Raw genomic sequence first — 22737 nt, 5'->3', positions numbered from 1 at the left:
CCCTCCTAGAAACGGCGTCCCGAATACTCGAGCGAGATGTCCATGAAACCCGTCCGCAAAGCCGTTCTTCCCGTCGCTGGCCTCGGCACCCGCGTTCTGCCGGGCACCAAGACCACGCCGAAGGAGCTGCTGAACGTCGTCGATCGGCCGATCCTGTCGTACATCGTCGAGGAAGGCCGCAAGGCGGGCATCGAGCACTTCGTCTTCGTCACGGGCCGCTCCAAGGGCGCGATCGAGGACTATTTCGACCATCAAATCGAGCTGGAGGCCCAGCTGGAGGCCAAGGGCAAGCTCGACATCCTCAAGCAGCTGCGCGACGAGCTGCCCCGGCCGGGCGAGATGAGCTTCGTGCGCCAGATGGCCCCGCTGGGCCTGGGCCACGCCGTCTGGTGCGCCCGCGACATCATCGGCGACGAGCCGTTCGCGGTCATGCTTCCCGACGTCATCGTCGACGCCGACCCCTCGGCTCTCGGTCAGCTGATCGAGGTCTATGACAAGGTCGGCGGCGGCAACGTCATCGGCGTCGAGGAAGTCCCCGCCAGCGAGACCCACAAGTACGGCATCGTCGCTCCTGGCGAAGTGAACGGCCGCCTGGCCACCATGACCGGCATGGTCGAAAAGCCGGCCCAGGGCACAGCGCCCTCGAACTGGTCGATCGCCGGCCGCTACATCCTGCAGCCCGAGATCTTCGAACTGCTGGCCAGCCAGGAGAAGGGCGCCGGCAACGAGATCCAGCTGACGGACTCGATGGCCAAGCTGATGACGCAGCAATCGTTCCACGCCTATGTCTACGAAGGCGTCACCCACGACTGCGGCGACAAGATCGGCCTGCTGAAGGCCAATGTGGCCCTGGCCCTGAAGCGTCCGGACCTCGGCGTGGCGGCGCGGGCGGCGGTCGAGGCGGCGCTGAAGGTTTAACTTCCCCCACCTGATCGCTTTGCGATCGTCCGCCCCCAAAGGCGGGCGGAAGGAACGCGCGGCCTTCTTCCCCCTCCGGGGGAGGAGGGCCGTCAGGCCCGGAGGGAGCAGGTCAAGCGCCCCACTCCGCCAATACCTCCGGATCGTCCTCGGCGCCTTTCAGCGCCAACGCACTATCCCCGGCCAGCCGCCGCGCGGCCCACACGGCGGCGGCCCGCACCACTGGCGCCGGGTCACTTAGCAGCGGCTCCACCACCGCCATCAGCCCCGCATCCCCGCTGTTGCCGATCGCGTAGAGCACGTTGCGCACGAAGCGGTTCCTGCCGATCCGCTTGATCGGGTTTTTCGAGAACAGCGCCCGGAACGCGGTGTCGTCCAACACCGCCAACTCGGCCAAGGACGGCTGCCGCAGCTGCTCCCGCGCCCGCAGCTTGGCCTCGCTGGAAAGGCTGGCGAACTTGTTCCACGGGCAGACCGCCAGGCAGTCGTCACAGCCATAGATCCGATTGCCCAAGGCCGGTCGGAACTCGGCCGGAATCGGGCCCGCCAGCTCGATCGTCAGGTACGAAATGCAGCGACGCGCATCCAGCTGTCGGGGCGCGGGGAAGGCGTTGGTCGGGCAAATGTCCAGGCAGGCGCTGCATCGGCCGCAATGGTCGACCTCCGGCGTATCCGGCGGCAGGTCCAGCGTCGTCAGCACGCTGCCCAGGAACAGCCATGAGCCGAACTGGCGCGAGACCAGGTTGGTGTGCTTGCCCTGCCAGCCCAGGCCGGCGCGCTGGGCCAGCGGCTTTTCCATCAAGGGCGCGGTGTCGACGAAGACCTTCACGTCCTGGCCGAACCGGCGATGCATCCAGCCGGCCAGCAGCTTCAGCCGCTTCTTGATCACCTCGTGATAGTCGTCGCCCTGGGCGTAGACCGAGATGGCGGCGTGATCCGCGCGCGCCAGCTGCTCCAGCGGGTCGATGTCCGGGCCATAGTTGACGCCCAGCACCACCGCCGACTTCGCCTGCGTCCACATGGTGGTGGGATGCGAGCGCCGCTCCAGCGTCTCCTCCATCCAGCCCATGTCCCCGTGTCGCTCGGCGACGACGAACTCGCGCAGCCATTCGCCGTTGGGCCAGGCCGCCGCCGCGTCGGCGAAGCCGCAGGTCGAGAACCCCAGGCTCAAGGCCTCGGCGCGGATCTCGTCCTTGATGGTTTGCAAGTCGGGGTCAGAAATCGAGGTCGTCATAGTGCGCGGCCGGCGCGAGGCCGGGCCAGCGGTCGGCCAGGATCGGCCGGAAGCACGGCCTCGACTTCAGCTTCATGTACCAGGTCTTGGCGGTCGGGAAGTCCTTCCACGGGACGTCGCCGAAATAGTCGATCACCGACAGGTGCGCGGCGGCCGCGAAGTCGGCCAGGCTCATGCGCCGTCCGGCCAGCCAGTCGCGGGTCTGTAGCAGGCCATCGACATAGCCCAGGTGAGCCCGCAGCGCCTCGCGGCCCTGGCGCAGGGCGGCCAGGTCCGGCGCGCCCATGCGCAGCAGGCGCTTCTCCATCTTCTCGTGCAGCAGGAAGCCGTTGACCTCGTTGTCGAACTTGCGGTCGAACCACTGCAGCAGGCGGCGGGCCTCAGCCCGCTCGGCCGGGTCGCGGCCCAGCAGCGGCGGCTCCGGCTCGGTCTCTTCGACGTGTTCGAGGATGGCCCGGGTCTCGCAGACCACCAGGTTGCGCTGGTTGCGGGTCTCGACCAGCACCGGGGTCAGGCCCGACGGGTTCAGGCTCGCGAAATCGGGCGGCGCCTCCCAGTAGCGGACCTGCACCTCGACGAACGGCAGCCGCTTTTCGCCCAGCGCCAGACGCACCTGCCGCGAGGCGGGGTCGAGGGGGAAATGGTGAAGGGTGCGTTCGACGCTCATGCCCAGGTGCGCTCAGGCTGCATCGAAAGAGCGATGCGCCGCTTTGCTTAACAACAGATTGCTGAACCGCGTTTAGTCAGGAAATCCAGGCTTTTGCGCGGCGGTCCGGCTCAGGATTCCGCGTTCATGCGTCCGATCAGGGCCGTGGTGCTCTGGCCCTGCTTCAGCGCCGCCAGAACGACCTTGCCGCCATAGCCCAGGACCACGTCCGAGCCGACCACCGTCTCGACGGTGTAGTCGGCCCCCTTGACCAGCACGTCAGGCCGGAAAGCCTCGATCAGGGTCAACGGCGTGTCCTCGTCGAACAGCACGACCAGGTCCACCGACGACAGCGAGGCCAGCACCGTGGCCCGCGCCGTCTCCTTCTGCACGGGCCGGCTGGGGCCCTTCAGCTTCGAGACCGAGGCGTCGGTGTTGAGCCCGACGATCAGCCGGTCGCAGGCCGCCTTGGCCTGGGACAACAGCGAGACGTGGCCCGGATGCAGCAGGTCGAAGCAGCCGTTGGTGAAGCCGACCTTCAGACCCCGCGCCCGCCAGCCCTCGACGATCCGCCGGGCGTGGTCGCGGTCGGCGATCTTGATCTCGCCAGGCTCGCCCTCGACCGATCCGGCGCGGGCGGCCAGTTCAGCGGCGGTGACGACATCGGTGCCCAGCTTGGCCACGACCAGGCCGCCGGCCAGGTTGGCCAGGCGCGCCGCGTCCGTCAGGCTGGCGCCAGCCGCCACGGCCAGGGCCAGGGTCGCGGCCACGGTGTCTCCGGCGCCCGAGACGTCGAACACCTCCACCGCCGTCGCTGGCAGATGGACCGGCGCTTGCCCACGCGCCGCCAGGGTCATGCCCGCGCCGCCGCGGGTGATCAGGGCGGCCTCCAGCCCCGGCGCCATGGCCAGGATCGCCCCGCCGGCTTCCTCGGAAGCCTCGTCGCTATTGTCGATGATCCCGGTGGCCTCGGCGGCTTCCTTGCGGTTGGGCTTGATCAGGGTCGCGCCGTCGTAGCGGGCGAGGTCGCGGCTCTTGGGATCGACGATCACCGGCTTGCCGGCCGCGCGGGCGGCGTCGATCGCCCCGCGTACGACCTGCGCGGTCAGGACACCCTTGGCGTAGTCGGACAACACCACGACATCGGCCGCCGCCAGCCGCGCCTTGAACGCGGCCAGCAGCGCCGCGCCGTCGCCGGGCCCGCGATCCTCGCGGTCGACCCGCAGCATCTGGTGCGAACCCGAGATGTAGCGGACCTTCTCGGTCGTCCGACGCCCTGCGTCGATGACCAGGTCGGCCTCCAGGCCGGGCTCGGCGTCGATCATGCTGCGCAGGGCCGCGCCGGCGTCATCCTGGCCTACCAGGCCGATCAGCACCGCCATGGCGCCGAGCGCGGCGACGTTGCGCGCCACGTTGCCGGCTCCGCCCAGCATGGCGGTCTCCTTCTCGACCGCGATCACCGGCACCGGCGCCTCGGGCGAGATGCGGTCAACCGCGCCGTAGATGAAGCGGTCCAGCATCACGTCGCCCAGCACCAGGACGGTCTTGCCGGCGAAGGCGCGGGGCAGGTCGGCGAGCGTGTCGGTCATACGGAGTTCCGTACCCTCACGCCCCGAAAACTCAACCCTCGACGCTCTCGGAGAAGACGCCGCCGTGTTTCTCGGCCAGCCCCCTCGGGTCGGGGTGGATGATGATGTCGGCCGACGGAAAGGCCTCCAGTAGCCGGTTCTCGGCGGCGACGATGATGCTGTGCGCCTCGGCCAGCGAGATGTCGGCGGCAAGGTCGGCGTGCATCTGCATGTGGACATAGGGCCCGGATGCCCGGGTGCGCAGCTGGTGGACGCCCAGCACCCGAGGGTCGGCGACGGCCAGGGCGACGATCCGTTCGCGCTCGATCTCGGGCAATTCGCGATCCATCAGCTGGGCCGAGGCTTCGCGAAACACCCCGACCGCGCCCCAGAGCAGCCACAGCGCCACGACCAGCCCCGCCGCGGCGTCGACCCATGAAAGCCCCAGCCAGGCGGCCGCCGCGACTCCGACCAGGGCCACCGCGTTCGACGCCAGGTCAGCGGCGTAGTGGGCCCGGTCGCCGGCGATGGCGATCGAGCCGCTGGCCTTCAGCACCCGGGTCTGGGCGGTGATCAGGCCCAGGGTCAGCGCGATCGACACGACCATCACGATCACGCCGGCCAAGCCGTGCTCGACCGGGCGCGGATGCAGCAGGGCCGAAATCGCCTCCCGCCCGATCAGGGCTCCCGAGGCGAAGACCAGGCCGCCCTGCATCAGGCTGGAAAAGGCCTCGGCCTTGCCATGACCGAAGCGGTGCTCGGCGTCCGGCGGCTCGGCCGCGTAGCGCACGGCGTAGACGGTGATCAGCGAGGCGATCAGGTCCAGGGCCGAGTCCGACAGCGAGGCCAGGATGGCCACCGATCCGCTGGCCCGCCAGGCGATGGCCTTGACCACGATCAGGATCGCCGCCGTCGCCACCGACAGCAGGGCGACACGGCGGGTGGCGGCGCGGGTCTCGGGCGAGGTGGCGGACAGGGACATGGTCCCTATCTACCGCACCCCGCGCCGAAGGCTAAGCCGCCGCCCGCGCTTCAGGCCCCACATAGACCGACTGCGGCCGGATCAACCTCCCGCCGGCCAACTGCTCGCGGGCGTGGGCCAGCCAGCCCGCGACGCGGCCCATGGCGAACACGCAGGTGAAGCTGGCGGGCGGCAGGCCCAAGGCCTCCAGCAGCAGCGCCGTATAGAACTCGACATTGGTGTCGAGCGCCCGGTCGGGTTTGTGTTCGCGCAAGATCTCCAGGGCCGCCCGTTCGACAGCTTCGGCGAACACCAGGCGTCCGGGCAAGCCGCCCGAAGCCGCCGCCAGCCTGCGCACGGCCGCCTTCAGGGCGTCGGCGCGGGGGTCGCGGACGCGGTAGATCCGGTGGCCGAAGCCCATCAGCCGGTCGCCGCGCGCCAGGGCCTTCTCCAGCCAGGGCCGCGCGTTTTCCGGCGCGCCGATCTCGTCCAGCATCTCGATCACCGGGCCTGGCGCGCCGCCGTGCAGCGGGCCCTTCAGCGCGGATAGTCCCGCGAGCACGGCCGAGGTCAGCCCTGCTCGCGTCGAGGCCACCACGCGGGCGGCGAAGGTCGAGGCGTTAAGGCCGTGGTCGCAGACCGTGACGAGGTAGGCGTCGAGCGCGGCGGCCTCGGCGTCGGTGGCCGGCGTCCCGCGCGTCATCCGCAGGATGTCGGCGGCGTGCGACAGGGCCGGATCGGGGGCGACAGGGCTCTGGCCAGCGGCGACGCGCAGCACGGCGGGGGTGAAGACGGCGGGGGCGGCGATCAGCAGCAGGGCGGTCGGCAGGTCGTCGCCGTCGGGCAGCCGGGCCAGCAGGGCGCGCATGGCCTCGACCGGATCGCGGCGCGCCAGGCCTTCGTCCAGGGCGGCGACCTCGGCGAAGGCGCGGAGCCGGGCCTGGCCCAAGGCCGGCGCGAGGTCGGACGGCGCGTCCTCGAAGAAGCCGTCGAACAGCAGGTGGGCGGCTTCCTCGTAGCGAGTGCGGCCCGACAGATCCTCGACGGCGTAGCCCCGGATCACCAGGCGACCCTTGGCGCCGTCGACATCGGACAGAACGGTGCGGGCGGCGATGACGCCCTCAAGACCATCGGACATGTGCGGTCTCCTTTCGTGGCGTTGAAAAGCGCTCAAGGGCCTTGATCGTCAATCTTGATCAATATAATCAATCTATATGGCGGATTGGCTGGACGCGGATCAGGTTTTGGAGCGGTTGGGGATCCGGCCGCAGACCCTGTACGCCTATGTCAGCCGCGGCCGAATCGAAGCCGCCACCCATCCTCAGGATCCACGCCGCAGTCTCTATCGCGCCTCGGACGTCGCGGCCCTGGCCCAAAGGAAGGCGCGCGGCCGCCGCGCCGCCGACGTCGCCGCCGAGGCCATCGCCTGGGGCGAACCGGTGCTGCCCTCGGCCATCACCACCGTGGCCGGCGGGCGTCTTTGGTATCGCGGCCAGAACGCCGCCGAGCTGGCGAAGGCCGCCAGCCTGGAGGAGGTCGCGCGGCTGCTGCGCGGCGGTCATGGGGCCGCGCTGAAGTCGGTCCGTCGCGCCGAGCCTCCACCCGCCGATAGCGCGCGAGGGCGGCTGTTCCTGACCTTGGCCGGCCGCGCCGGTCGCGAACCGCCTGCTCGCGGCCGCGCGCCCCTGGCCCTGGCCATGGAGGCCGCCGACCTGCTGGAAGCCGTGGTCGACGCCGCCACGGGCCAGACCGGCGAAGGCCTAGCCCATGCCCGCTTCGCCGCCGCCTGGGGACTGGACGCGGCCGGGGCCGACCTCGTCCGTCGCACCCTGGTGCTGCTGGCCGACCATGAGCTGAACGCCTCGACCTTCGCCGCCCGTGTGGCGGCCTCGACCGGGGCGTCGCTGTCGGCCGCCTGCCTGGCGGGGCTCTCGGCCTTGTCAGGACCCTTGCACGGAGGCATGGCCGCCCGGGTCGAGGCTTTCGTTGAGGAGGCCGAGCGTCGCGACCCCAGTCACGCCGTCGCCGCTCGCCTGGCGCGCGGCGCGTCGATGCCGGGCTTCGACCATCCGCTCTATCCAGACGGCGATCCTAGGGCGGCGGCCTTGCTGGGGGCCTTCGAGGCGCCGCCCCTGCTGGCGGATCTGCGGACAGCGACGGAAACGGCGACGAGCCTCTCGCCCAACATCGACTTCGCTCTGGTGAGCCTGGCGCGGACGCTGAAATTGCCGCCCGACGCGCCCTTCATCCTGTTCGCCACGGCGCGCAGCGCGGGCTGGGCGGCGCACGCGATCGAGCAGCTGCAGACGGGGCGTTTGATCCGGCCCCGGGCGCGGTACGTGGGCGAGGCTCCCCCCACCTGACCGCTTCGCGGTCGTCCGCCCCCGAAGGCGGGCGGGAGGAAGCCCTATTCCCCCTCCTCCTCGTCATAGCCCACCAGCCGCAACGCCCGCGCCGGCAGGCCCTCCAGCTCGCACCACCGCTCAAGCGCCTCCTCGCGACCGTGGGTGATCCACACCTCGCCGGGCCGCAGCTCGCTCAAGGTCGCGGTCAGCTCGTCCCAGTCAGCGTGATCGGACAGGATCAGCGGCAGCTCGACGCCCCGCTGCCGCGCCCTGGCCCGCACCCGCATCCAGCCCGAGGCGAAGCAGTCGACCGGGTCCGGGAACCGCCGCGACCAGCGGTCGGCGACAGCGCTGGGCGGGGCGATGATGATCTGACCGGCGAAGGCGTCCTTGGGTCCTGAGGAGGTCGCCGGCGCCAATGGGCCCAGCGCGACCCCGTGGGCCTCGTAGAGTTCGTTCAGCCGCTCCAGCGCCCCGTGGACGAAGATCGGCCTGTCCCAGCCGCCCTCGCGCAGCAGCCGGATCACCCGCTGGGCCTTGCCCAGGGCGTAGGCGCCGACGATGTGGCAGCGCTCGGGGAACTGCTCGACCGAGGCCAGCAGGCCGCGGATCTCGCCGGCGTCGTCGGGATGGCGGAACACCGGCAGGCCGAACGTCGCCTCGGTGATGAACACGTCGCACGGCACGGGCTCGAAACGGGCGCAGGTCGGGTCGCGGCGGCGCTTGTAGTCGCCGGAGACCACCATGGTCAGGCCCTTCCACCGCACCACCGCTTGGGCCGAACCCAGCACGTGGCCGGCCGGGACCAGGGTCACCTCGACCCCATCGCGGACGAAGGCCTCGCCATAGGCGACCGGCTCCCGGCGGCCCGCGAAGTCCTCGCCGTAGCGGACGGCCATGATCGCCAGTGTCTCGGGCGTGGCGACCGCGACGCCATGGCCGGCGCGGGCGTGATCGGCGTGGCCATGGGTGATCACCGCCCGGTCCACGGGTCGGACCGGGTCGATGTAGAAGTCTCCCGGCGGGCAGTAGAGGCCGCCCGGGCGGGGACAGAGAAGGTCTTCGGGCTTGATCACGTCTGGATATGACAACGCGGGAAGCGCTAAGCCTATCCCCGTCAAGGAGCCGGCATGAGCGACAACGAACAGATACGGCTCATCGCCTCGGCGATGAACGAGGGCAGCCCGCAGGCCAAGGCGCTGGGCTTCACCACCCTGGAGATCGGCGACGCGGTCGCGGTGTTGAAAGTCCCCTATCGTCCCGAGATCGTCGGCGACCCGGAAACCGGCGTCATCGCCGGCGGCGTGGTCACCACCCTGCTCGACCACGCCAGCGGCCAGGCCGTGCATGCGTCGATGGACACCTGGACCTCGATCGCGACGCTGGATCTGCGCATCGACTACATGCGGCCCGCCGAACCGGGCCTGGACGTGCTGGCGCGGGCCCATTGCTACAAGCTGACCCGCTCGATCGCCTTCGTTCGCGCCGTGGCCTACGACCGCGATCCCGAGGATCCGGTGGCCACCGCCCAGGCGACCTTCATGCTCGACTCCAGCGCCGGCAAGACGCCGGGCGCCAACCTGAAACCGTCGCGCGAGCCGCGCGCCAAGACCGGGAGCGTGGACCAATGAGCGAGCCCGACACCCGCCTGGTCTCGATGCTGGACTCGATCCCCTATGCCCGCTTCCTGGGGATCCGGGCCGAGCTGGCCGGGGACGAGATGACCGCCGTCCTGCCGTTCGCCCAGCACATCGTCGGCAACCCCATGCTGCCCGCCATCCATGGCGGCGTGCTCGGCGCGTTCATGGAGATGACCGCCCTGGCCCAGCTGTCGGTCGCCGCGCCGATGACGCGCCAGCCGCGCACGATCGACGTCTCGATCGAGTATCTGCGCTCGGGCCGTCCGCTGACCACCTACGCCCGCGCCAGCATCAAGAAGCTGGGCCGGCGGATCGCCAACGTCCATGTCGAAGCCTGGCAGGAGACCCGTTCCGCCCCGATCGCGACGATGCGTGGACTCTTTTTGGTGGCGCCCAGCGAGGACTGACAGCGGCTTGCCGTAGCGATGGTCTCAAAGGATAAAGTTTCCCTAGAAACTAATTTCTGCGGTCACATTACACCTCTGTAATGCGACTTTGCGGCCACAAAGTTTCTTAAATCGGCGTCATGAAGCAAGGGTAACGTGCATTAACCGAGGTGCGGACCTATATCCCTGATCACCGGACGCCAACGGGCGCCGGACAACGAAAACAGGGATCAAGACCATGACCATGAAGACCAACGCCGTCGCCGGCTTCGCCTCGCTCATCCTCGCGGTTCTGCCGCTCGTCGTCATCGCCGGTTCGCTCGTTTCGAGCCTGTAAGTGATCGCCGCTTAGCCTCCGTCGGGCCGCTCGCGAGAGCCGCCCCGACGGAGATGGCGATCGAGCGGTCGCCGAAGAGACCTACGAAGACTTTCCAGAATACAAAGACTTGGCCGTCCGATGCAGGATGGCGTGGCGAGCCGCCAGGCGATCGATATCCGCGTCGTAGCCGCCGCCGATGACCCCGACCACGGGGATGCCAGAAGAAAGACAAGCGCCCAGGACATAGGCCTCCCGTCGTTCCAGACCTTGATCGGTCAGCGACAACCGGCCCAGCTTGTCGTCCGCGTGCGGATCGACTCCCGCATTGAAGAAGACGATGTCCGGCCGGACGCTGGAAAGCAGCGCCGGCAGGATCTCCCCCAGCTTTTCCAGATACGCCGCGTCGCCGGTCCCGTCGGCCAGCTCGACGTCGAGATCGCTGACCGCCTTGCGATGCGGGAAGTTCTTCTCGGCGTGCATCGAGACCGTGAAGACGCTGCGATCGTCCTCGAAGATCCGCGCGGTGCCGTCGCCCTGGTGGACGTCGAGATCGATCACCAGCACCTGGCCGACCCGCCCTTCGGCCTGTAGCCGCCGCGCCGCCACCGCCACGTCGTTGAACACGCAGAACCCCGCCCCGCTCTCGGCCGAGGCGTGATGGCTGCCGCCGGCCGTGTTGCAGGCGATGCCGTGCTCCAGCGCCAGCCGCGCCGCCAGCAGGGTGCCGCCGGTCGCCGCGCGAGCCCGGGTCGCCACGCTGTCGGTGTTGGGCATGCCGATCCGCCGGACCACGTCGGTGGGCAGGGAAAGCTCGATCACGCCCCGGACATAGTCTTCCGTGTGGACCAGACGCAGGGTCTCGGCGTCGACGAACTCAGGCCGCGCGAAACCGTCCGGACCCGCGACGCCCTCGGCTTCCAGCACGCTGGCCAGGCGCGAGAACTTGTCCATCGGGAAGCGGTGCCCGGCCGGCATCTCGGCGCGAAAGGCGGGGTGGTGGACGATCGGCGGCGACTTGGGAGACATCGCCCCACGATGGGGAGACCGCTCGCCTGACGCAAGGTGACGGCTTGCGGCGCCGCCGAAGCCAGCCTATCGCACTGCGCCATGCAGACGACCGAGACCCTCGCCGACATCCTCGACCTCGAGCCGATCGAGGTGAACCTGTTCCGGGGCGTCAGCCCCAATGACGGCTTCCCGCGCATCTTCGGCGGCCTGGTCATCGCCCAGGCGCTGCTGGCCGCCTACAAGACCGTGCCGGACCGGGTCTGCCATTCGCTGCACGCCTATTTCATCCGCCCTGGCGACGTGAATGCGCCGGTGCTCTACGAGGTGGAGCGGGCCCGCGACGGCGGCACCTTCACCACCCGCCGGGTGGCGGCCATCCAGCACGGCGAGCAGATCTTCAACCTGGCCGCCTCGTTCCAGACGCCGGAGCAGGGTTTCGAACACCAATCGGACATGCCCGACGCGCCCGATCCCGAGAGCCTGCCGACCGAGGTCGAGTATCTGAAGAGCCTGGGCGACCAGGTCCATCCCAAGATGCTGGCCATGGCCGGCAAGCCGCGGCCGGTCGACATCCGCTGGGTCGATCCGCAAAACCCGGTCGCGCCGGTCAAGAAATCCGGGACCAAGAACGTCTGGATGCGGGCTAAGGCCCCGCTGGGCGACGACGTGAAGATGCAGCAGGCGGCGCTGGCCTACGCTTCGGACATGGCGTTCATGGAGAGCGCCCTGCGCCCCCACGGCCTGATCTGGACGACGCCGGGCCTGCAGGCCGCCAGCCTGGACCACGCCATGTGGTTCCACCATCCGTTCGACTTCAACGACTGGACCCTGTTCCACCAGGACAGCCCCAGCGCCTCGCAGGGCCGCGGCCTGGTGCGCGGCCAGATGTTCAGCAAGGACGGCAAGCTTCTGGCCTCGGTGGCCCAGGAGTGCCTGATGCGGGTCCGGAAGTAGGCTTAGGCGGGCTCGATCCGGGCCACGCCGGCGGCCGCCAACCCGCGCAGGAGCGAGGCGGCCTGCATGCCCACGGTGATCTCGCCGGCCAGGGTCATGCGCAGCGCCTCGGCGGCCGAGACCCAGAACGACTCGATCCGCTCATGGGGATCGTCCTTGGGTTCGGCCACTCGGACCACGTCGCGGGCCAGGACGATATGGACGCGGTTGCTGTGGGTGCCGGCATTGGGCCGGGTCTCGCCGATCAGGGTCAGGGTCCCGGCGCAGCCCGCCTCCTCCAGCAGCTCCCGCTTCGCGGCCGCCACCGGATCGGTCTCGCCCGGATCCATGCCGCCGGCCGGCAGCTCGATCGAGAAATCACCCAGGCCGTGGCGGTACTGCTTGATGAGCAAGACGTTGCTGTCGGCGTCCAGCGCCACCACCTCGACCCAGTCGCGATATTCCAGGACGTAGTAGGGCGCGACCACCGCGCCCTCGTCGGTGACGCAGTCGTCGGCCCGCAAGCTGATCCACTGGTCCCGGTGCACATGGCGCGAGGCGGTGACCCGCCACTTGCCGTCCGACGTCGATTTTTCCGAGGCCAAGGGCGCTCCTTCGCGGGAAGTCAGTCCCGGTCGCCCAGGTCTTCGTCTTCGGCCACATCGTCCGAGGACGGGCCTTCCGGCTCACCCACCAGGGCGGGCGGGTCGGCCAGGATCACACCGTCGCCGATCTTCACCTCGGGCACAGCCTCGCGGGTGAACGGCAGGTACCAGGTCGGGCCGCCCAGGTCCGGGGTGATCTCGAGAATGTCGCCGGCGCCGAAATTCTGGACGCTTTTCACGCGGCCCAGCAGGACGTCGGTCTTGATATGGCGGACCGGCAGGCCGACCAGGTCGCTCAGATAGAACTCGTCCTCGTCGGGCTCGGGCAGGGCAGAGCGGGGGACGTAGAGGCGCAGGCCGCGCAGGGCGTCAGCCGCGTCCTTGCTGTCGATCCCGACGCAGCGGCAGACGACGCCGTCCTTGGTCGGGCGGGCCGAGGCGATGGTCAGGGCCGGCGAGCCGTCCTGGCGCTTCAGCGCCTTGAAGGCCGCGATGTTCATCGGCTCTTCGGTATAGGTCGAGATCCGCACCTCGCCGCGCACGCCGAAGCCGCCGGCCACGCGGCCGACCAGGATCATCGGGTCGTCAGGAGATACAGCCATCGTCTGGACAGAGTCGCGCCGCCGCCTCGCATGAGACAGCGGCGCTGGAACCCTTAGCCTTCGCTGGTTTCTTCAGCGGCCGGAGCTTCGGCTTCGGCGGCCGGAGCCTCTTCGGCGGCGACTTCAGCGGCCGGGGCTTCTTCAGCCGGAGCTTCTTCCACGGCCGGAGCAGCAGCGGCGGCGGCGGCTTCAGCGGCGGCGGCCTTCTCGGCTTCGGCGGCGGCCTTGGCGTCGATCTCGGCTTGCTTGCGCTCTTCGTCGCGCTGGGCGCGTTCGGCCGAACGTTCCTTGGCCTTCTTGCCCGGCTCGCCCTTTTGCGGGTTGTTGCCGTGGGCCCAGGTGGTCAGGCCTTGGGCGGCCAGGAAGCGGGCGACGCGGTCGCTGGGCTGGGCGCCCTTCTTGAGCCACTCCTGGATCGACTCGACCTTCAGGGTCACGCGAGCCGGGTCATCCTTCTTGAGAAGCGGGTTGTAGGTGCCGACCTTCTCGATGAAGCGGCCATCGCGCGGCGAGTGGCTGTCGGCGATGACGATCGAGTAGTACGGACGCTTCTTGGCGCCGCCACGGGCGAGACGGATCTTCAGCATTTGAGGTAGTCCTTGGTCTAAAGTTCTATTTCTTGAACGGGTTGAAGCCGGGCAGGCCCAGGCCGGAGAGAGGGTTGGGCTTGGCGTCGCCGCCACTCCCGAGGCCCGGCAGACCGGGCAGCCCCGAGAGGCCTTGGCCTCCCGCTGCATTGGGATCGGGCTGGGGCATACGGCCCCCGCCCATGGTCTTGAGACGGGCCATGTCGCCGCCGCCCATCATCTGGGCCATGCGGGCCATGCTCTTGCCGCCGTCCTTGGACATGGCCTTGAACATGTCGGCCATCTGGCGGTGTTGTTTCAGCAGGCGGTTGACCTCGGCGACGTCGACGCCGGCCCCGGCCGCGATACGGCGCTTGCGCGAGGCCGCCAGCACGTCGGGCTTCTTGCGCTCCAGCTTGGTCATCGAGCTGATGATCGCCTGCTGGCGGCGGAAGACGCTGTCGTCGATGCCGCTCTCGGCGATCTGCTTCTTGACCTTCTGGACGCCCGGCAGCAGGCCCATGATGCCTTCCATGCCGCCCAGCTTCTGCATCTGGGCCAGCTGAGCCGACAGGTCATTGAGGTCGAACTGGCCCTTGGCCAGCTTCTTGGCCATGCGCTCGGCTTCGGCATGGTCGAGGTCGGCGGCGGCCTTCTCGACCAGCGCCACGACGTCGCCTTGGCCCAGGATCCGGCCGGCGACGCGGCGGGCGTCGAACACGTCCAGCGCGTCGATCTTCTCGCCGGCGCCGAGGAACTTGATCGGCAGGCCGGTGACGTGGCGCATCGACAGCGCCGCACCGCCTCGGCCGTCGCCGTCGGCGCGGGTCAGGATCAGGCCGGTCAGCGGCAGGCGCTCGTGGAACGCCTTGGCCGTGCGCACGGCGTCCTGGCCCGTGAGGCTGTCGGCCACGAGAAGGGTTTCGGTCGGGGTGGCGATGCGGGCGATCTCGGCCGCCTCGCTCATCATCGCCTCGTCCAGCGTGGTGCGGCCCGCGGTGTCGAGGATCAGGACGTCATAGCCGCCCAGCTTGGCGGCCGTCAGGGCGCGCTTGGCGATGTCGACGGCGCTCTGGCCGGGGACGATCGGCAGGCTCTCGACCTCGACCTGCTTGGCCAACATGGCCAGCTGTTCCATGGCGGCCGGGCGACGGGTGTCGAGCGAGGCGACCAGCACCTTCTTGCGCTCGTGCTTGGACAGGCGCAGGGCCAGCTTGCCGGTGGTGGTGGTCTTGCCCGAGCCTTGCAGGCCGGCCATCAGGATCACCGACGGCGGGTTCAGCGCCAGGGTCAGGCCGGTCGGAACCTCGCCGCCCAGCATGTCGACCAGACCGTCATAGACGATCTTGACCACCTGGTCGGCCGGCTTGACCGAACGGATGACGGCTTCACCGGCGGCCAGTTCCTTGGCCTTGCTGATGAAGTCCTTGACGACCGGCAGGGCGACGTCGGCCTCGAGCAGCGCGATCCGAACCTCGCGCAGCGCCTCATCGATGTCCTTCTCAGACAGCACGCCGCGACCGCCGAGACGTTCGAAGACGCCGGAAAGTCGCTCTGTAAGGCCGTCGAACATGTCGAACCCTGGTTAAATCCCTGAAGCGTGACGCGTCACGCTTCAACGTCTTGTCTTGCTCGGCCTGTTCGAAGAACAGGCCGGGGTCCAAACGCAATCAGCCCCCATGGACGATCACGTCGATGGGGGTCCTCGCCGTCCTCGTCCGGATGGATCCTGCGCTAACAGGCCGGGGTCGTGACGGTGGAGGCGCTGCTGATAAAGCGCCGGAAGCCGGGGCTTATGCACAGAAATGGGCGAGGAGTCAAAGGCGGGCCCTCAGGCCCGCCCTCGGGGTCCGGATCAGGCCGTGCCCAGGAAGTCGCGCTTGCCGACCTCGACGCCGTTGTGGCGCAGGATCGCGTAGGCGGTGGTGATGTGGAAGAAGAAGTTCGGCATCGCCTGGCCTTGCAGATAGTCCAGGCCCTTGAAGGTGTGGGTCTCGCCGCGGCGGACCAGCTGGACCTCGCGCTCGTGGCCGCCCTCGAAGGCGGTCGGATCCAGGCCTTCGACAAAGGCGATGGCGCGATCGACGCGGGCGATCAGGCCCTCGAACGAGGTCTCGGCGTCGTCCCAGGCGGGGATCTCGGCCTGGGCCAGGCGCGCGGCGCCGCCCTTGGCGAAGTCGGTGGCGATCTGCACCTGACGGATCAGCGGGAACATGTCGGGGTACAGGCGCGCCTTCAGCAGGGCGTCGGGATCCCATTTCTTGGCCTCGACCAGGGCGGCGGCCTTGGCCAGCACGCCCTTCAGACCCTTCAGGCCCTGGATGAACACGGGCACGCTGGCCTGATGGATCGAGATCGACATGGGAAACTCCGCGGAGAATTAGGCCCCCAAGGAGTCCCTGGGGATGCGTCTAGATAGGCCGCCAGACCCAAGATCGGAAGCGTCGCCGTGAAGGCTTGGCGATCAGCCGCGAGACCTTAGATATCGTCGATACGCCAGTGGAGATTTTCATGCGCTCGCCCTTCCCGCCGCTCGGCGTCCTCTTGAGCGCGGTCGCGATCACGGCCGCCTCGTCCGTCTTCGCCGCGACGCCCGAGGCGGCGATCAAGGCTTCAGAGGCGGCGCGCTACGCGGCCGACTTCGACGCCGCCGTCGCGCCCTTGAAGGCGGGTCTGGCCGAGCAACCGTCGGACCGGACGCGGCTGAGGCTCCTGCTGCAGCAGATGCGGGTTCACCAGAGCCAGCGGCTGGTCGGCCGCATCAGCCCCGACGAGGCGGCCGTGGCCAACCAGGTCATGGCGTTGAAATCCGGCGCCGACGCGGACCTCAAGCCGCTGATCAGCTTCAGGGAGACGACCTCGGCCTATTTCGTTCGTCTGACGACGGGCGATCTGAAAAGCGCCACCCAGCTGGTCCCGGCCTTCACCGCGGCCGCCGAGGGCCTGACCGAGCCCTGCGACAAGGCTGACGCGCTGTTCTTCGCCGGCCTGATGCCGCAGGTCGCCGGCGAGGTCGCCGCCTCGGCCGCGCCCCTGGCCAAGGCGCGCCAGGTCGCCGAGGCCGGCCGGTGCGATCTGGAGCTTTCCTACGTGCTGCGCCACGAGGCGGCCGTCGCCGAGGAGGCTGGCGACCTGAAGACGGCGCGCGACCTCTACGCCCGCTCGCTGGACCTGCGCCGCGCCGTCGGCTTCCAGGTCTTCCTGCCCTATTCGATGCTGTCCCTGGCCGACGTCCAGGCCCGGCTCGGGGCCAAGGACGACGCCCGGCGTTTGCGCGAGGAAGCCGTGGCGCTCAGCGACCGTCTCGCCCTGCCGAACGCGGCCAAGGCGGCCCGCGACGCGCTGGCCGGCGCCTGATCGGGGAACGACGCCAGCAGCGCGGGGGTTCTGTGGAGGTCCCATTTCCTCCCGAAAGGAGAACTCCGATGAAAGTCAGCGACGCCATGACTAGCCAGGTCTCGATCGCTCGGCCCACCGACAGTATCCGCGACGTCGCCCAGGTGATGGCCCGGGTCGAGAGCGGGGTCGTCCCCGTGGTCGATGACGGCAAGGTGGTGGGCGTGGTCACCGACCGCGACATTGTCCTGCGCGTGGTCGCCGAAGGCCGTAGCTTCGACAGCCCCATCTCGGAAGCCATGTCCGACGGCGAGGTGCTGAGCGTGAGGGAAGACGACATCCTGGCCGACGCCACCGCCAAGATGGCCAGCAACCAGGTCCGCCGCCTGGTGGTGCTGAACGACGCTGGCAAGCTGACCGGCATCCTGTCGCTCGGCGACGTCGCCAAGGACTACGGCGCCAAGCAGGTCGGCAAGACCCTGGAGGAGATCTCCCAGGAAGGCGGCGGCGACACGGCGCACTAGGCGCAAACAAAAAGGGCGGCCCCGCGAGGAGCCGCCCTTCTCGTTTCAGCGAAGCGGCGAAGCCTACTTCAGCGAGCCGTCGATGGCCTTGCAGGCTTCCATCAGGCCCTGAACCGACTCGACCGACTTGGCGAACATCGCCTTTTCGGCGTCGTTGGTTTCGAACTCGACGATCTTTTCGGCGCCGGCGGCGCCGATGACGACCGGCACGCCCACGTACAGGCCCGACAGGCCGTATTGGCCGGTCAGGTAGGTGGCGCACGGCAGGACGCGCTTCTTGTCCTTCAGATACGAGGTGGCCATGGCGATGGCGCTCTCGGCCGGGGCGTAGAAGGCCGAGCCGGTCTTCAGCAGGGCGACGATCTCGCCGCCGCCCTTGCGGGTGCGGTCGACGATGGCGTCCAGCTTTTCCTGGGTCAGCCAGCCTTGCTTGACCAGTTCCGGCAGCGGCAGGCCGCCGACCGTCGAGTGACGGACCATCGGGACCATGTCGTCGCCGTGGCCGCCCAGGGTCCAGGCGTGGATGTCCTCGACCGACACGCCGGTGGCTTCCGACAGGAAATAGGCGAAGCGGGCCGAGTCCAGGACGCCGGCCATGCCGATGACCTTTTCCTTCGGCAGGCCCGAGAACTGCTGCAGCGCCCAGACCATGGCGTCGAGCGGGTTGGTGATGCAGATGACGAAGGCGTTAGGGGCGTGGGCCTTGATGCCTTCGCCGACGGCCTTCATGACCTTCAGGTTGATGCCCAGCAGGTCGTCGCGGCTCATGCCCGGCTTGCGCGGCACGCCGGCCGTCACGATGCAGACGTCGGCGCCGGCGATGTCCTCGTAGGCGTTGGCGCCCTTCAGGGCCACGTCCTTGCCGAACACGGCCGAGGCTTCGGCGATGTCCAGCGCCTTGCCCTGGGGCGTGCCCTCGGCGATGTCGAACAGGATCACGTCGCCCAGCTCTTCCCGAGCGGCGATGTGGGCCAGGGTGCCGCCGATCATGCCGGCGCCGATAAGGGCGATCTTCGCGCGAGCCATGGGGTCTCCATCAAGGCTGTGGACAGTGGAATGTCGCGGCGGGGTCTAGACCCGTCGCGGCCCGGCCTCAAGCCCTCTTTCCCGTTTCGCTGCACTGCGGCAAAGATGCCTGAACAACGATAAGGAGCGCAGGGGATGAGCAAGACCGATCCAGGGCATTTCTTCGAGGACTTCAAGCTGGGCCAGAGACTGGTCCACGCCACGCCTCGAACCGTGACCAGCGGCGATGTCGCGCTCTATACGGCGCTGTACGGGCCGCGCTTTTCGCTGTTCTCGTCCGACGAATTCGCCCGCGCCTGTGGCCTTTCCGCCGCGCCCGCCGACCCGCTGATCGCCTTCCATGTGGTGTTCGGCAAGACCGTGCCGGACGTCAGTCTGAACGCGGTGGCCAATCTCGGCTACGCCGAGGGCCGGTTCCTGGCCTCGGTCTATCCGGGCGACACCCTGAGCGCCGTCTCCGACGTGATCGGGCTGAAGGAGAACTCCAACAAGAAGACGGGCGTCGTCTATGTCCGCACCACCGGCGTCAACCAGCGCGGCGAGGCGGTGCTGAGCTATGTGCGCTGGGTGATGGTCCGCAAGCGCGACGAGGCGGCGACGATCGCCGAGCAAGAGGTTCCGACCCTGTCGGCGGCCGTGGCCCCAGCCGACCTGGCGCCGCCGCCGGGCCTCGACTTTTCCCGCTACGACTGGGCCCTGGCCGGCGGGCCGCACGCCTTCGAGGACTATGCGATCGGCGAGAAGATCGACCATGTCGACGGCATGGCGGTCGAGGAGGCGGAGCACCAGATGGCCACGCGCCTGTGGCAGAACACGGCCAAGGTCCACTTCAACCAGTTCGAGCGGGCCAAGGACCCGTCGGGCAAGCGGCTGATCTACGGCGGCGTGGTGATCTCGACCGCCAAGGCCCTGTCGTTCAACGGACTGCAGAACGCCGGTCTGGTCCTGGCGATCAACGGCGGCCGCCACGTGGCCCCGTTCTTCGCCGGCGGCACGGTGTTCGCCTGGAGCCAGGTTCTGGACAAGGCCGAGATCGAAACCCCCGGGGGTTCGGTCGGCGCCCTGCGGCTGCGGCTGGTGGCGACCAAGGACAAGCCTTGCGACGCGTTTCCGGACAAGGACGCGGAAGGCGTCTACGATTCCGCCGTCATTCTCGACTTCGACTATTGGGCGGCGGTACCGAAACGTGGCTGATTTTGCTCTCGATCAGGCCTTCGTCGCCACGTCGCACAAGGTCGCCGACCTGCCGCTGTGCGAGGTGCGCCTGCAGGACGACGCCCGCTATCCGTGGCTGGTTTTGATCCCCCGGCTGCCGGGCCTCCGCGAGATCGAGGAGCTGGATGTCGCTCACCGCATCCAGCTGATGGAGGAGATCGTCCTGGCCGGAACCGCTGTGCGGGCGGTCGGAGCGTCGCTGGGCCTTTCGGTCGACAAGCTGAACGTCGGGGCCCTGGGCAATGTCACGGCCCAGCTGCATGTCCACGTCGTGGGTCGGCGGCAGGATGATCCGGCCTGGCCCGGCCCGGTCTGGGGCCACAGCCCGGCCACGGCCTATTCCGTCGAAGGGCTGGCGGCCCCGATCGAAGCCGCGCGGCGGGCGCTGAAGGCTTAGGCGGCTTCTCGGCGGAGGGGCCTCAGCGCCGCTTCTTCTTCGTCGACCCCTTCTTGGCCGTCGCCTTGCCCTTGCGGCTGGCGGTCGCCTTGGCCTTGCCGCCCTTGCCCTTCTTGAGCGACGACGCCTTGCCCTTCTTGGCCGCGGCCGCGCACTTGGCCTTGGCCGCCTTCAGGGCCTTGCCCTTCTTGCCCTTGGTCGAGCAAGCGGGCGCCGCGGCGGGGGCCGGACGGCTGACGGCGGCGACGCGCGGCGGCCAGACATAGGGACCGCGGCCTTGGGACTCGTAGCCTAGCGGGGCCTGGGGCAGGACGTGCTCGGCGACGATCGGCTGGCTGGCGCCGTTCTCGGCCAGCTCGCCCGACCAGCGCGTCTCGCCGGCCTGCCGCAGGGTCAGAACCGACGACTGACCGCCCTTGGGGCTGAAGCGGATGACCACTTCGCCGCCGTCGTGGCGCAGGTCCTCGATCAGGCCGGTCGAGCCCACGGTCCCCGGGCGCCGGACGTCCCGCCAGGCGCCTTCCAGCTCGCCGGATCCCCCGGCCTTGTCGACGATCTGCAAGGCATAGATCTGAGCCCCGTCCGGGCCGGTGACCCGCCAGCCGCCGTCCAGCGGGCCCTGCAGGTTCTGGGCGGCGGCGATCGAACCGCGCACCCGCATCTCATAGACCTTCTCGGCGGTGACCGACCCGCCCTGCGGGACCGCGGAATCTTCCGATTCCCGTGGCGGGATGGGCAGGATGGTCGCCCTGTGCTTCGGCGCCGGCTTGTTGGCGGTCTCGGCCTCTTCCTCGTCGGTGGTCTGGTTGCTCTGCGAGATCAGGTCGCCCAGCGGATCGATGGCTTGGGGGATCTGGGCGGAGTCCATGCCGGGCGCGGCGGCCTGGGCGGGCGGGCTCGGCGCCGCCGTGCTGACCGGAGCGTCGGCGCTTGGGACGGGCGCCGACACGGGCGGGGCGGCCACCTGGGGAACAGTCGCGGGGGCTGAAACCTGCTGCGCCAGCGCCGGGCTGGCCACCAGGACGACGGAGAGAACGATAGCCCGCATTCGCAACCTTCAAGCGCCCCTAAAGCTCAGGCCCCGCGCCCCGCGATGGCTTCCGCCACCGCGACAAGACGCTGGGCCTGCGCCAGATGCAAGCGTTCGGCCATCTTGCCGTCCACCCGCAACGCACCTTTGCCAGCATTTTCGGGCGCGTTGAAGGCCGCGATGACCGCCTGGCTCCAGGCGATGTCCTCGGGCGAGGGCGAGAACACCCGGTTACAGATCGCCAGATGCTTCGGATGGATCAGGGTCTTGCCGTCGAAGCCGAAATCGACCCCCTGGACGCAGACCGCCTCCAGGGCCTCGAGGTCCTCGATGTCGTTGTGCACCCCGTCCAGGATCGTCAGGCCATGGGCTCGCGCGGCGGCGACCGACAGGGTCAGCAGCGGCAGGAACGGCGCCCGGTCGGGGGTCTGGCGGGCCCGCATCTCCTTGGCGAAATCGTTGACGCCCATGACCCATGCCGACAGGCGGGTGCCATGCGTCGCGCCAGCGATCTCCCAGAGATGGAAGGCGGCCCTCGCCGTCTCGATCATGGTCCACAGCCGGGTCGCGGGCGGGGCGGCGTTGAGGTGCTGGTCATAGAGGCGGACGTCGTCGGCGTCGTTGACCTTGGGGACCAGAACCGCGTCCGGCCCCGCCTCGGCGGCGGCCCTCAGATCGTCCGCGCCCCAGGGCGTATCGAGACCGTTGACCCGGATCACCACCTCGCGCGCGCCGAAGCCGCCGGCTTTGACCGCCGCCACTGCCGCCTCGCGCGCGGCCAGCTTGGATTCGGGTGCGACGGCGTCCTCCAGGTCGAGAATGATCACATCGGCGTCCAGAGTCCTGGCCTTCTCGACGGCCTTGGCGTTGGAAGCCGGCATGTAGAGGGCGCTGCGGCGCGGGCGATCGGTCATGGCGGTCATGGGGCTCCCCTGCTTTTTGTCGATTGGCGCGACCTTAGCATTGCTGCGCCGCAGCAAAAGCCTTCCCCTAAATCACTTTCTTGGGCGAGAACCGGCTTGGCGCCTGGCCCACGGGGTCTAGGATCACGTCATGAGCACGACGCGGTATGACAAGAGCGCCAAGAACGTCCTGGGCGGCGAGCTGGCTTCCTGCTCGCTGGATCCGGTCACCGGCTTCTACCGCAACGGCTGCTGTGAGACCGGTCCGCACGACCTGGGCCTGCACACGGTGTGCGCGGTGATGACCGACGACTTCCTGGCCTTCTCCAAGGCTCGCGGCAACGACTTGTCGACCCCGCGTCCCGAGCTCGCCTTCCAGGGCCTCAAGGCGGGCGATCGCTGGTGCCTGTGCGCGGGCCGCTGGAAGGAGGCCCTCGACGCCGGCATGGCGCCGCAGGTGGTGCTGGAGGCCACTCACGAGGAAATGCTGGCCGTGGTGCCTCTGGGCGTCCTGAAGGACTACGCGGTGGCGTGACGCCCCGCCCGGTAACGCCGATATGCGAACTTGATACGACC

Annotated in this window: 26 protein-coding genes; 11 read left to right on the top strand and 15 right to left on the bottom strand. The window is 69.2% G+C overall.

The features are described 5' to 3' along the window. Positions 1-36 precede the first annotated feature (36 nt). Positions 37-918 carry a UTP--glucose-1-phosphate uridylyltransferase gene (locus ASC70_RS20365; RefSeq protein ID WP_200939192.1) on the top strand — a complete coding sequence of 294 codons (882 nt, stop codon included), beginning with the start codon at positions 37-39 and terminating at the stop codon, positions 916-918. Between the two features lie 112 nt (positions 919-1030). Here the strand turns inward: ASC70_RS20365 and queG are convergent, their stop codons facing one another. The 5 genes from queG to ASC70_RS20340 form a co-directional block, all read right to left on the bottom strand. Continuing rightward, on the bottom strand, positions 1031-2152 hold the full coding sequence (gene queG / locus ASC70_RS20360) for a tRNA epoxyqueuosine(34) reductase QueG (RefSeq protein ID WP_056053898.1): 1122 nt from the start codon (positions 2150-2152) through the stop codon (positions 1031-1033). After that, entirely contained in the window at positions 2133-2819 is a 687-nt protein-coding gene (locus ASC70_RS20355; protein WP_047403964.1) for a glutathione S-transferase family protein, read from the bottom strand. The genes queG and ASC70_RS20355 overlap by 20 nt, the downstream gene beginning before the upstream one ends. A 110-nt stretch (positions 2820-2929) precedes the next feature. Further along, on the bottom strand, positions 2930-4387 hold the full coding sequence (rfaE1, locus tag ASC70_RS20350) for a D-glycero-beta-D-manno-heptose-7-phosphate kinase (protein ID WP_056053895.1): 1458 nt from the start codon (positions 4385-4387) through the stop codon (positions 2930-2932). Positions 4388-4418: 31 nt separating this feature from the next. Next, positions 4419-5348 carry a cation diffusion facilitator family transporter gene (locus ASC70_RS20345; RefSeq protein ID WP_056053893.1) on the bottom strand — a complete coding sequence of 310 codons (930 nt, stop codon included), beginning with the start codon at positions 5346-5348 and terminating at the stop codon, positions 4419-4421. Between the two features lie 31 nt (positions 5349-5379). After that, positions 5380-6465 (bottom strand): citrate synthase/methylcitrate synthase, encoded by a 1086-nt coding sequence (locus ASC70_RS20340; RefSeq protein ID WP_056053890.1) that lies wholly within the window; start codon positions 6463-6465, stop codon positions 5380-5382. Between the two features lie 76 nt (positions 6466-6541). Between ASC70_RS20340 and ASC70_RS20335 the strand changes: the two genes are divergently transcribed. Continuing rightward, positions 6542-7690 (top strand): citrate synthase family protein, encoded by a 1149-nt coding sequence (locus ASC70_RS20335; protein WP_056053888.1) that lies wholly within the window; start codon positions 6542-6544, stop codon positions 7688-7690. 44 nt (positions 7691-7734) lie between these two features. Here ASC70_RS20335 and ASC70_RS20330 read toward each other — a convergent pair whose 3' ends face one another. Further along, positions 7735-8763, bottom strand: coding sequence for a ligase-associated DNA damage response exonuclease (locus ASC70_RS20330; protein ID WP_082539527.1), 1029 nt, complete (start codon positions 8761-8763; stop codon positions 7735-7737). Between the two features lie 39 nt (positions 8764-8802). Here ASC70_RS20330 and ASC70_RS20325 point away from each other — a divergent pair, with 39 nt between their 5' ends. The 3 genes from ASC70_RS20325 to ASC70_RS24625 all read left to right on the top strand — a co-directional run bounded on the left by ASC70_RS20325 (position 8803) and on the right by ASC70_RS24625 (position 10035). Further along, a complete protein-coding gene (locus ASC70_RS20325) occupies positions 8803-9303 on the top strand; it encodes a PaaI family thioesterase (RefSeq protein WP_056053882.1) in 501 nt (166 codons plus the stop codon). Beyond that, positions 9300-9719 carry a PaaI family thioesterase gene (locus ASC70_RS20320; RefSeq protein ID WP_056053878.1) on the top strand — a complete coding sequence of 140 codons (420 nt, stop codon included), beginning with the start codon at positions 9300-9302 and terminating at the stop codon, positions 9717-9719. The genes ASC70_RS20325 and ASC70_RS20320 overlap by 4 nt, the downstream gene beginning before the upstream one ends. Positions 9720-9936: 217 nt before the next feature. After that, the gene (locus ASC70_RS24625) at positions 9937-10035 is read left to right on the top strand and encodes a hypothetical protein (RefSeq protein WP_082009067.1); all 99 of its coding nucleotides are present in this window, start codon (positions 9937-9939) and stop codon (positions 10033-10035) included. An 81-nt stretch (positions 10036-10116) separates the two neighbouring features. Here ASC70_RS24625 and ASC70_RS20315 read toward each other — a convergent pair whose 3' ends face one another. Next, a complete protein-coding gene (locus ASC70_RS20315) occupies positions 10117-11043 on the bottom strand; it encodes a histone deacetylase (protein ID WP_056053875.1) in 927 nt (308 codons plus the stop codon). An 81-nt stretch (positions 11044-11124) separates the two neighbouring features. Between ASC70_RS20315 and ASC70_RS20310 the strand changes: the two genes are divergently transcribed. Beyond that, positions 11125-11979 carry an acyl-CoA thioesterase II gene (locus ASC70_RS20310; protein ID WP_056053874.1) on the top strand — a complete coding sequence of 285 codons (855 nt, stop codon included), beginning with the start codon at positions 11125-11127 and terminating at the stop codon, positions 11977-11979. A gap of 2 nt (positions 11980-11981) precedes the next feature. Here the strand turns inward: ASC70_RS20310 and ASC70_RS20305 are convergent, their stop codons facing one another. The 5 genes from ASC70_RS20305 to ASC70_RS20285 all read right to left on the bottom strand — a co-directional run bounded on the left by ASC70_RS20305 (position 11982) and on the right by ASC70_RS20285 (position 16093). After that, positions 11982-12563, bottom strand: a complete 582-nt coding sequence (locus tag ASC70_RS20305) for an NUDIX hydrolase (RefSeq protein ID WP_056053872.1) — start codon at positions 12561-12563, stop codon at positions 11982-11984. A 20-nt stretch (positions 12564-12583) separates the two neighbouring features. Further along, complete coding sequence (gene rimM / locus ASC70_RS20300) at positions 12584-13165, bottom strand: ribosome maturation factor RimM (protein WP_056053869.1); 582 nt, start codon at positions 13163-13165, stop codon at positions 12584-12586. A gap of 53 nt (positions 13166-13218) precedes the next feature. Next, a complete protein-coding gene (gene rpsP, locus ASC70_RS20295) occupies positions 13219-13752 on the bottom strand; it encodes a 30S ribosomal protein S16 (protein ID WP_056053867.1) in 534 nt (177 codons plus the stop codon). A 25-nt stretch (positions 13753-13777) separates the two neighbouring features. Next, positions 13778-15304, bottom strand: coding sequence for a signal recognition particle protein (gene ffh, locus ASC70_RS20290; protein ID WP_056053865.1), 1527 nt, complete (start codon positions 15302-15304; stop codon positions 13778-13780). Positions 15305-15586: 282 nt separating this feature from the next. Beyond that, positions 15587-16093, bottom strand: a complete 507-nt coding sequence (locus tag ASC70_RS20285; RefSeq protein ID WP_056053863.1) for a DUF1993 family protein — start codon at positions 16091-16093, stop codon at positions 15587-15589. Positions 16094-16242: 149 nt separating this feature from the next. On the opposite strand from ASC70_RS20285, the gene ASC70_RS20280 reads away from it, so the two are divergent. Both ASC70_RS20280 and ASC70_RS20275 read left to right on the top strand, forming a co-directional pair. Beyond that, on the top strand, positions 16243-17088 hold the full coding sequence (locus tag ASC70_RS20280; protein ID WP_056053861.1) for a hypothetical protein: 846 nt from the start codon (positions 16243-16245) through the stop codon (positions 17086-17088). 68 nt (positions 17089-17156) lie between these two features. Next, positions 17157-17591: a CBS domain-containing protein gene (locus ASC70_RS20275; protein WP_056053860.1), complete on the top strand. Its 435-nt coding sequence runs from the start codon at positions 17157-17159 to the stop codon at positions 17589-17591. A 63-nt stretch (positions 17592-17654) separates the two neighbouring features. Here ASC70_RS20275 and mdh read toward each other — a convergent pair whose 3' ends face one another. After that, positions 17655-18617 (bottom strand): malate dehydrogenase, encoded by a 963-nt coding sequence (gene mdh / locus ASC70_RS20270; protein ID WP_047403993.1) that lies wholly within the window; start codon positions 18615-18617, stop codon positions 17655-17657. A gap of 135 nt (positions 18618-18752) precedes the next feature. Between mdh and ASC70_RS20265 the strand changes: the two genes are divergently transcribed. Both ASC70_RS20265 and ASC70_RS20260 read left to right on the top strand, forming a co-directional pair. Further along, positions 18753-19811, top strand: a complete 1059-nt coding sequence (locus tag ASC70_RS20265) for a MaoC family dehydratase (RefSeq protein WP_056053858.1) — start codon at positions 18753-18755, stop codon at positions 19809-19811. After that, positions 19804-20229 carry an HIT domain-containing protein gene (locus tag ASC70_RS20260; RefSeq protein WP_056053854.1) on the top strand — a complete coding sequence of 142 codons (426 nt, stop codon included), beginning with the start codon at positions 19804-19806 and terminating at the stop codon, positions 20227-20229. The genes ASC70_RS20265 and ASC70_RS20260 overlap by 8 nt, the downstream gene beginning before the upstream one ends. Positions 20230-20251: 22 nt before the next feature. Here ASC70_RS20260 and ASC70_RS20255 read toward each other — a convergent pair whose 3' ends face one another. Further along, positions 20252-21277, bottom strand: a complete 1026-nt coding sequence (locus tag ASC70_RS20255; RefSeq protein WP_056053852.1) for a hypothetical protein — start codon at positions 21275-21277, stop codon at positions 20252-20254. A gap of 26 nt (positions 21278-21303) precedes the next feature. Continuing rightward, positions 21304-22182: a CoA ester lyase gene (locus ASC70_RS20250; protein ID WP_056053850.1), complete on the bottom strand. Its 879-nt coding sequence runs from the start codon at positions 22180-22182 to the stop codon at positions 21304-21306. A 130-nt stretch (positions 22183-22312) separates the two neighbouring features. Here ASC70_RS20250 and ASC70_RS20245 point away from each other — a divergent pair, with 130 nt between their 5' ends. Further along, positions 22313-22696, top strand: coding sequence for a DUF2237 family protein (locus ASC70_RS20245; protein ID WP_047404004.1), 384 nt, complete (start codon positions 22313-22315; stop codon positions 22694-22696). Positions 22697-22737 lie beyond the last annotated feature (41 nt).

The organism is Caulobacter sp. Root343, from assembly GCF_001425745.1.
Lineage (GTDB): Bacteria > Pseudomonadota > Alphaproteobacteria > Caulobacterales > Caulobacteraceae > Caulobacter.
This window is presented reverse-complemented; position numbering and strand designations above follow the sequence as displayed.

Excerpts from the sequence above, each read along its gene's own strand:
- rimM (WP_056053869.1), bottom strand. The coding sequence starts at position 13,165 with ATGGCTGTATCTCCTGACGACCCGATGATCCTGGTCGGCCGCGTGGCC.
- ffh (WP_056053865.1), bottom strand. The coding sequence starts at position 15,304 with ATGTTCGACGGCCTTACAGAGCGACTTTCCGGCGTCTTCGAACGTCTC.
- ASC70_RS20345 (WP_056053893.1), bottom strand. The coding sequence starts at position 5,348 with ATGTCCCTGTCCGCCACCTCGCCCGAGACCCGCGCCGCCACCCGCCGT.
- ASC70_RS20355 (WP_047403964.1), bottom strand. The coding sequence starts at position 2,819 with ATGAGCGTCGAACGCACCCTTCACCATTTCCCCCTCGACCCCGCCTCG.
- ASC70_RS20275 (WP_056053860.1), top strand. The coding sequence starts at position 17,157 with ATGAAAGTCAGCGACGCCATGACTAGCCAGGTCTCGATCGCTCGGCCC.
- ASC70_RS20320 (WP_056053878.1), top strand. The coding sequence starts at position 9,300 with ATGAGCGAGCCCGACACCCGCCTGGTCTCGATGCTGGACTCGATCCCC.
- ASC70_RS20340 (WP_056053890.1), bottom strand. The coding sequence starts at position 6,465 with ATGTCCGATGGTCTTGAGGGCGTCATCGCCGCCCGCACCGTTCTGTCC.
- ASC70_RS20315 (WP_056053875.1), bottom strand. The coding sequence starts at position 11,043 with ATGTCTCCCAAGTCGCCGCCGATCGTCCACCACCCCGCCTTTCGCGCC.
- rfaE1 (WP_056053895.1), bottom strand. The coding sequence starts at position 4,387 with ATGACCGACACGCTCGCCGACCTGCCCCGCGCCTTCGCCGGCAAGACC.
- ASC70_RS20280 (WP_056053861.1), top strand. The coding sequence starts at position 16,243 with ATGCGCTCGCCCTTCCCGCCGCTCGGCGTCCTCTTGAGCGCGGTCGCG.
- ASC70_RS20325 (WP_056053882.1), top strand. The coding sequence starts at position 8,803 with ATGAGCGACAACGAACAGATACGGCTCATCGCCTCGGCGATGAACGAG.
- ASC70_RS20310 (WP_056053874.1), top strand. The coding sequence starts at position 11,125 with ATGCAGACGACCGAGACCCTCGCCGACATCCTCGACCTCGAGCCGATC.
- ASC70_RS20335 (WP_056053888.1), top strand. The coding sequence starts at position 6,542 with ATGGCGGATTGGCTGGACGCGGATCAGGTTTTGGAGCGGTTGGGGATC.
- ASC70_RS20365 (WP_200939192.1), top strand. The coding sequence starts at position 37 with ATGTCCATGAAACCCGTCCGCAAAGCCGTTCTTCCCGTCGCTGGCCTC.
- rpsP (WP_056053867.1), bottom strand. The coding sequence starts at position 13,752 with ATGCTGAAGATCCGTCTCGCCCGTGGCGGCGCCAAGAAGCGTCCGTAC.
- ASC70_RS20250 (WP_056053850.1), bottom strand. The coding sequence starts at position 22,182 with ATGACCGCCATGACCGATCGCCCGCGCCGCAGCGCCCTCTACATGCCG.
- ASC70_RS20285 (WP_056053863.1), bottom strand. The coding sequence starts at position 16,093 with ATGTCGATCTCGATCCATCAGGCCAGCGTGCCCGTGTTCATCCAGGGC.
- ASC70_RS24625 (WP_082009067.1), top strand. The coding sequence starts at position 9,937 with ATGACCATGAAGACCAACGCCGTCGCCGGCTTCGCCTCGCTCATCCTC.
- ASC70_RS20245 (WP_047404004.1), top strand. The coding sequence starts at position 22,313 with ATGAGCACGACGCGGTATGACAAGAGCGCCAAGAACGTCCTGGGCGGC.
- ASC70_RS20255 (WP_056053852.1), bottom strand. The coding sequence starts at position 21,277 with ATGCGGGCTATCGTTCTCTCCGTCGTCCTGGTGGCCAGCCCGGCGCTG.
- ASC70_RS20265 (WP_056053858.1), top strand. The coding sequence starts at position 18,753 with ATGAGCAAGACCGATCCAGGGCATTTCTTCGAGGACTTCAAGCTGGGC.
- mdh (WP_047403993.1), bottom strand. The coding sequence starts at position 18,617 with ATGGCTCGCGCGAAGATCGCCCTTATCGGCGCCGGCATGATCGGCGGC.
- queG (WP_056053898.1), bottom strand. The coding sequence starts at position 2,152 with ATGACGACCTCGATTTCTGACCCCGACTTGCAAACCATCAAGGACGAG.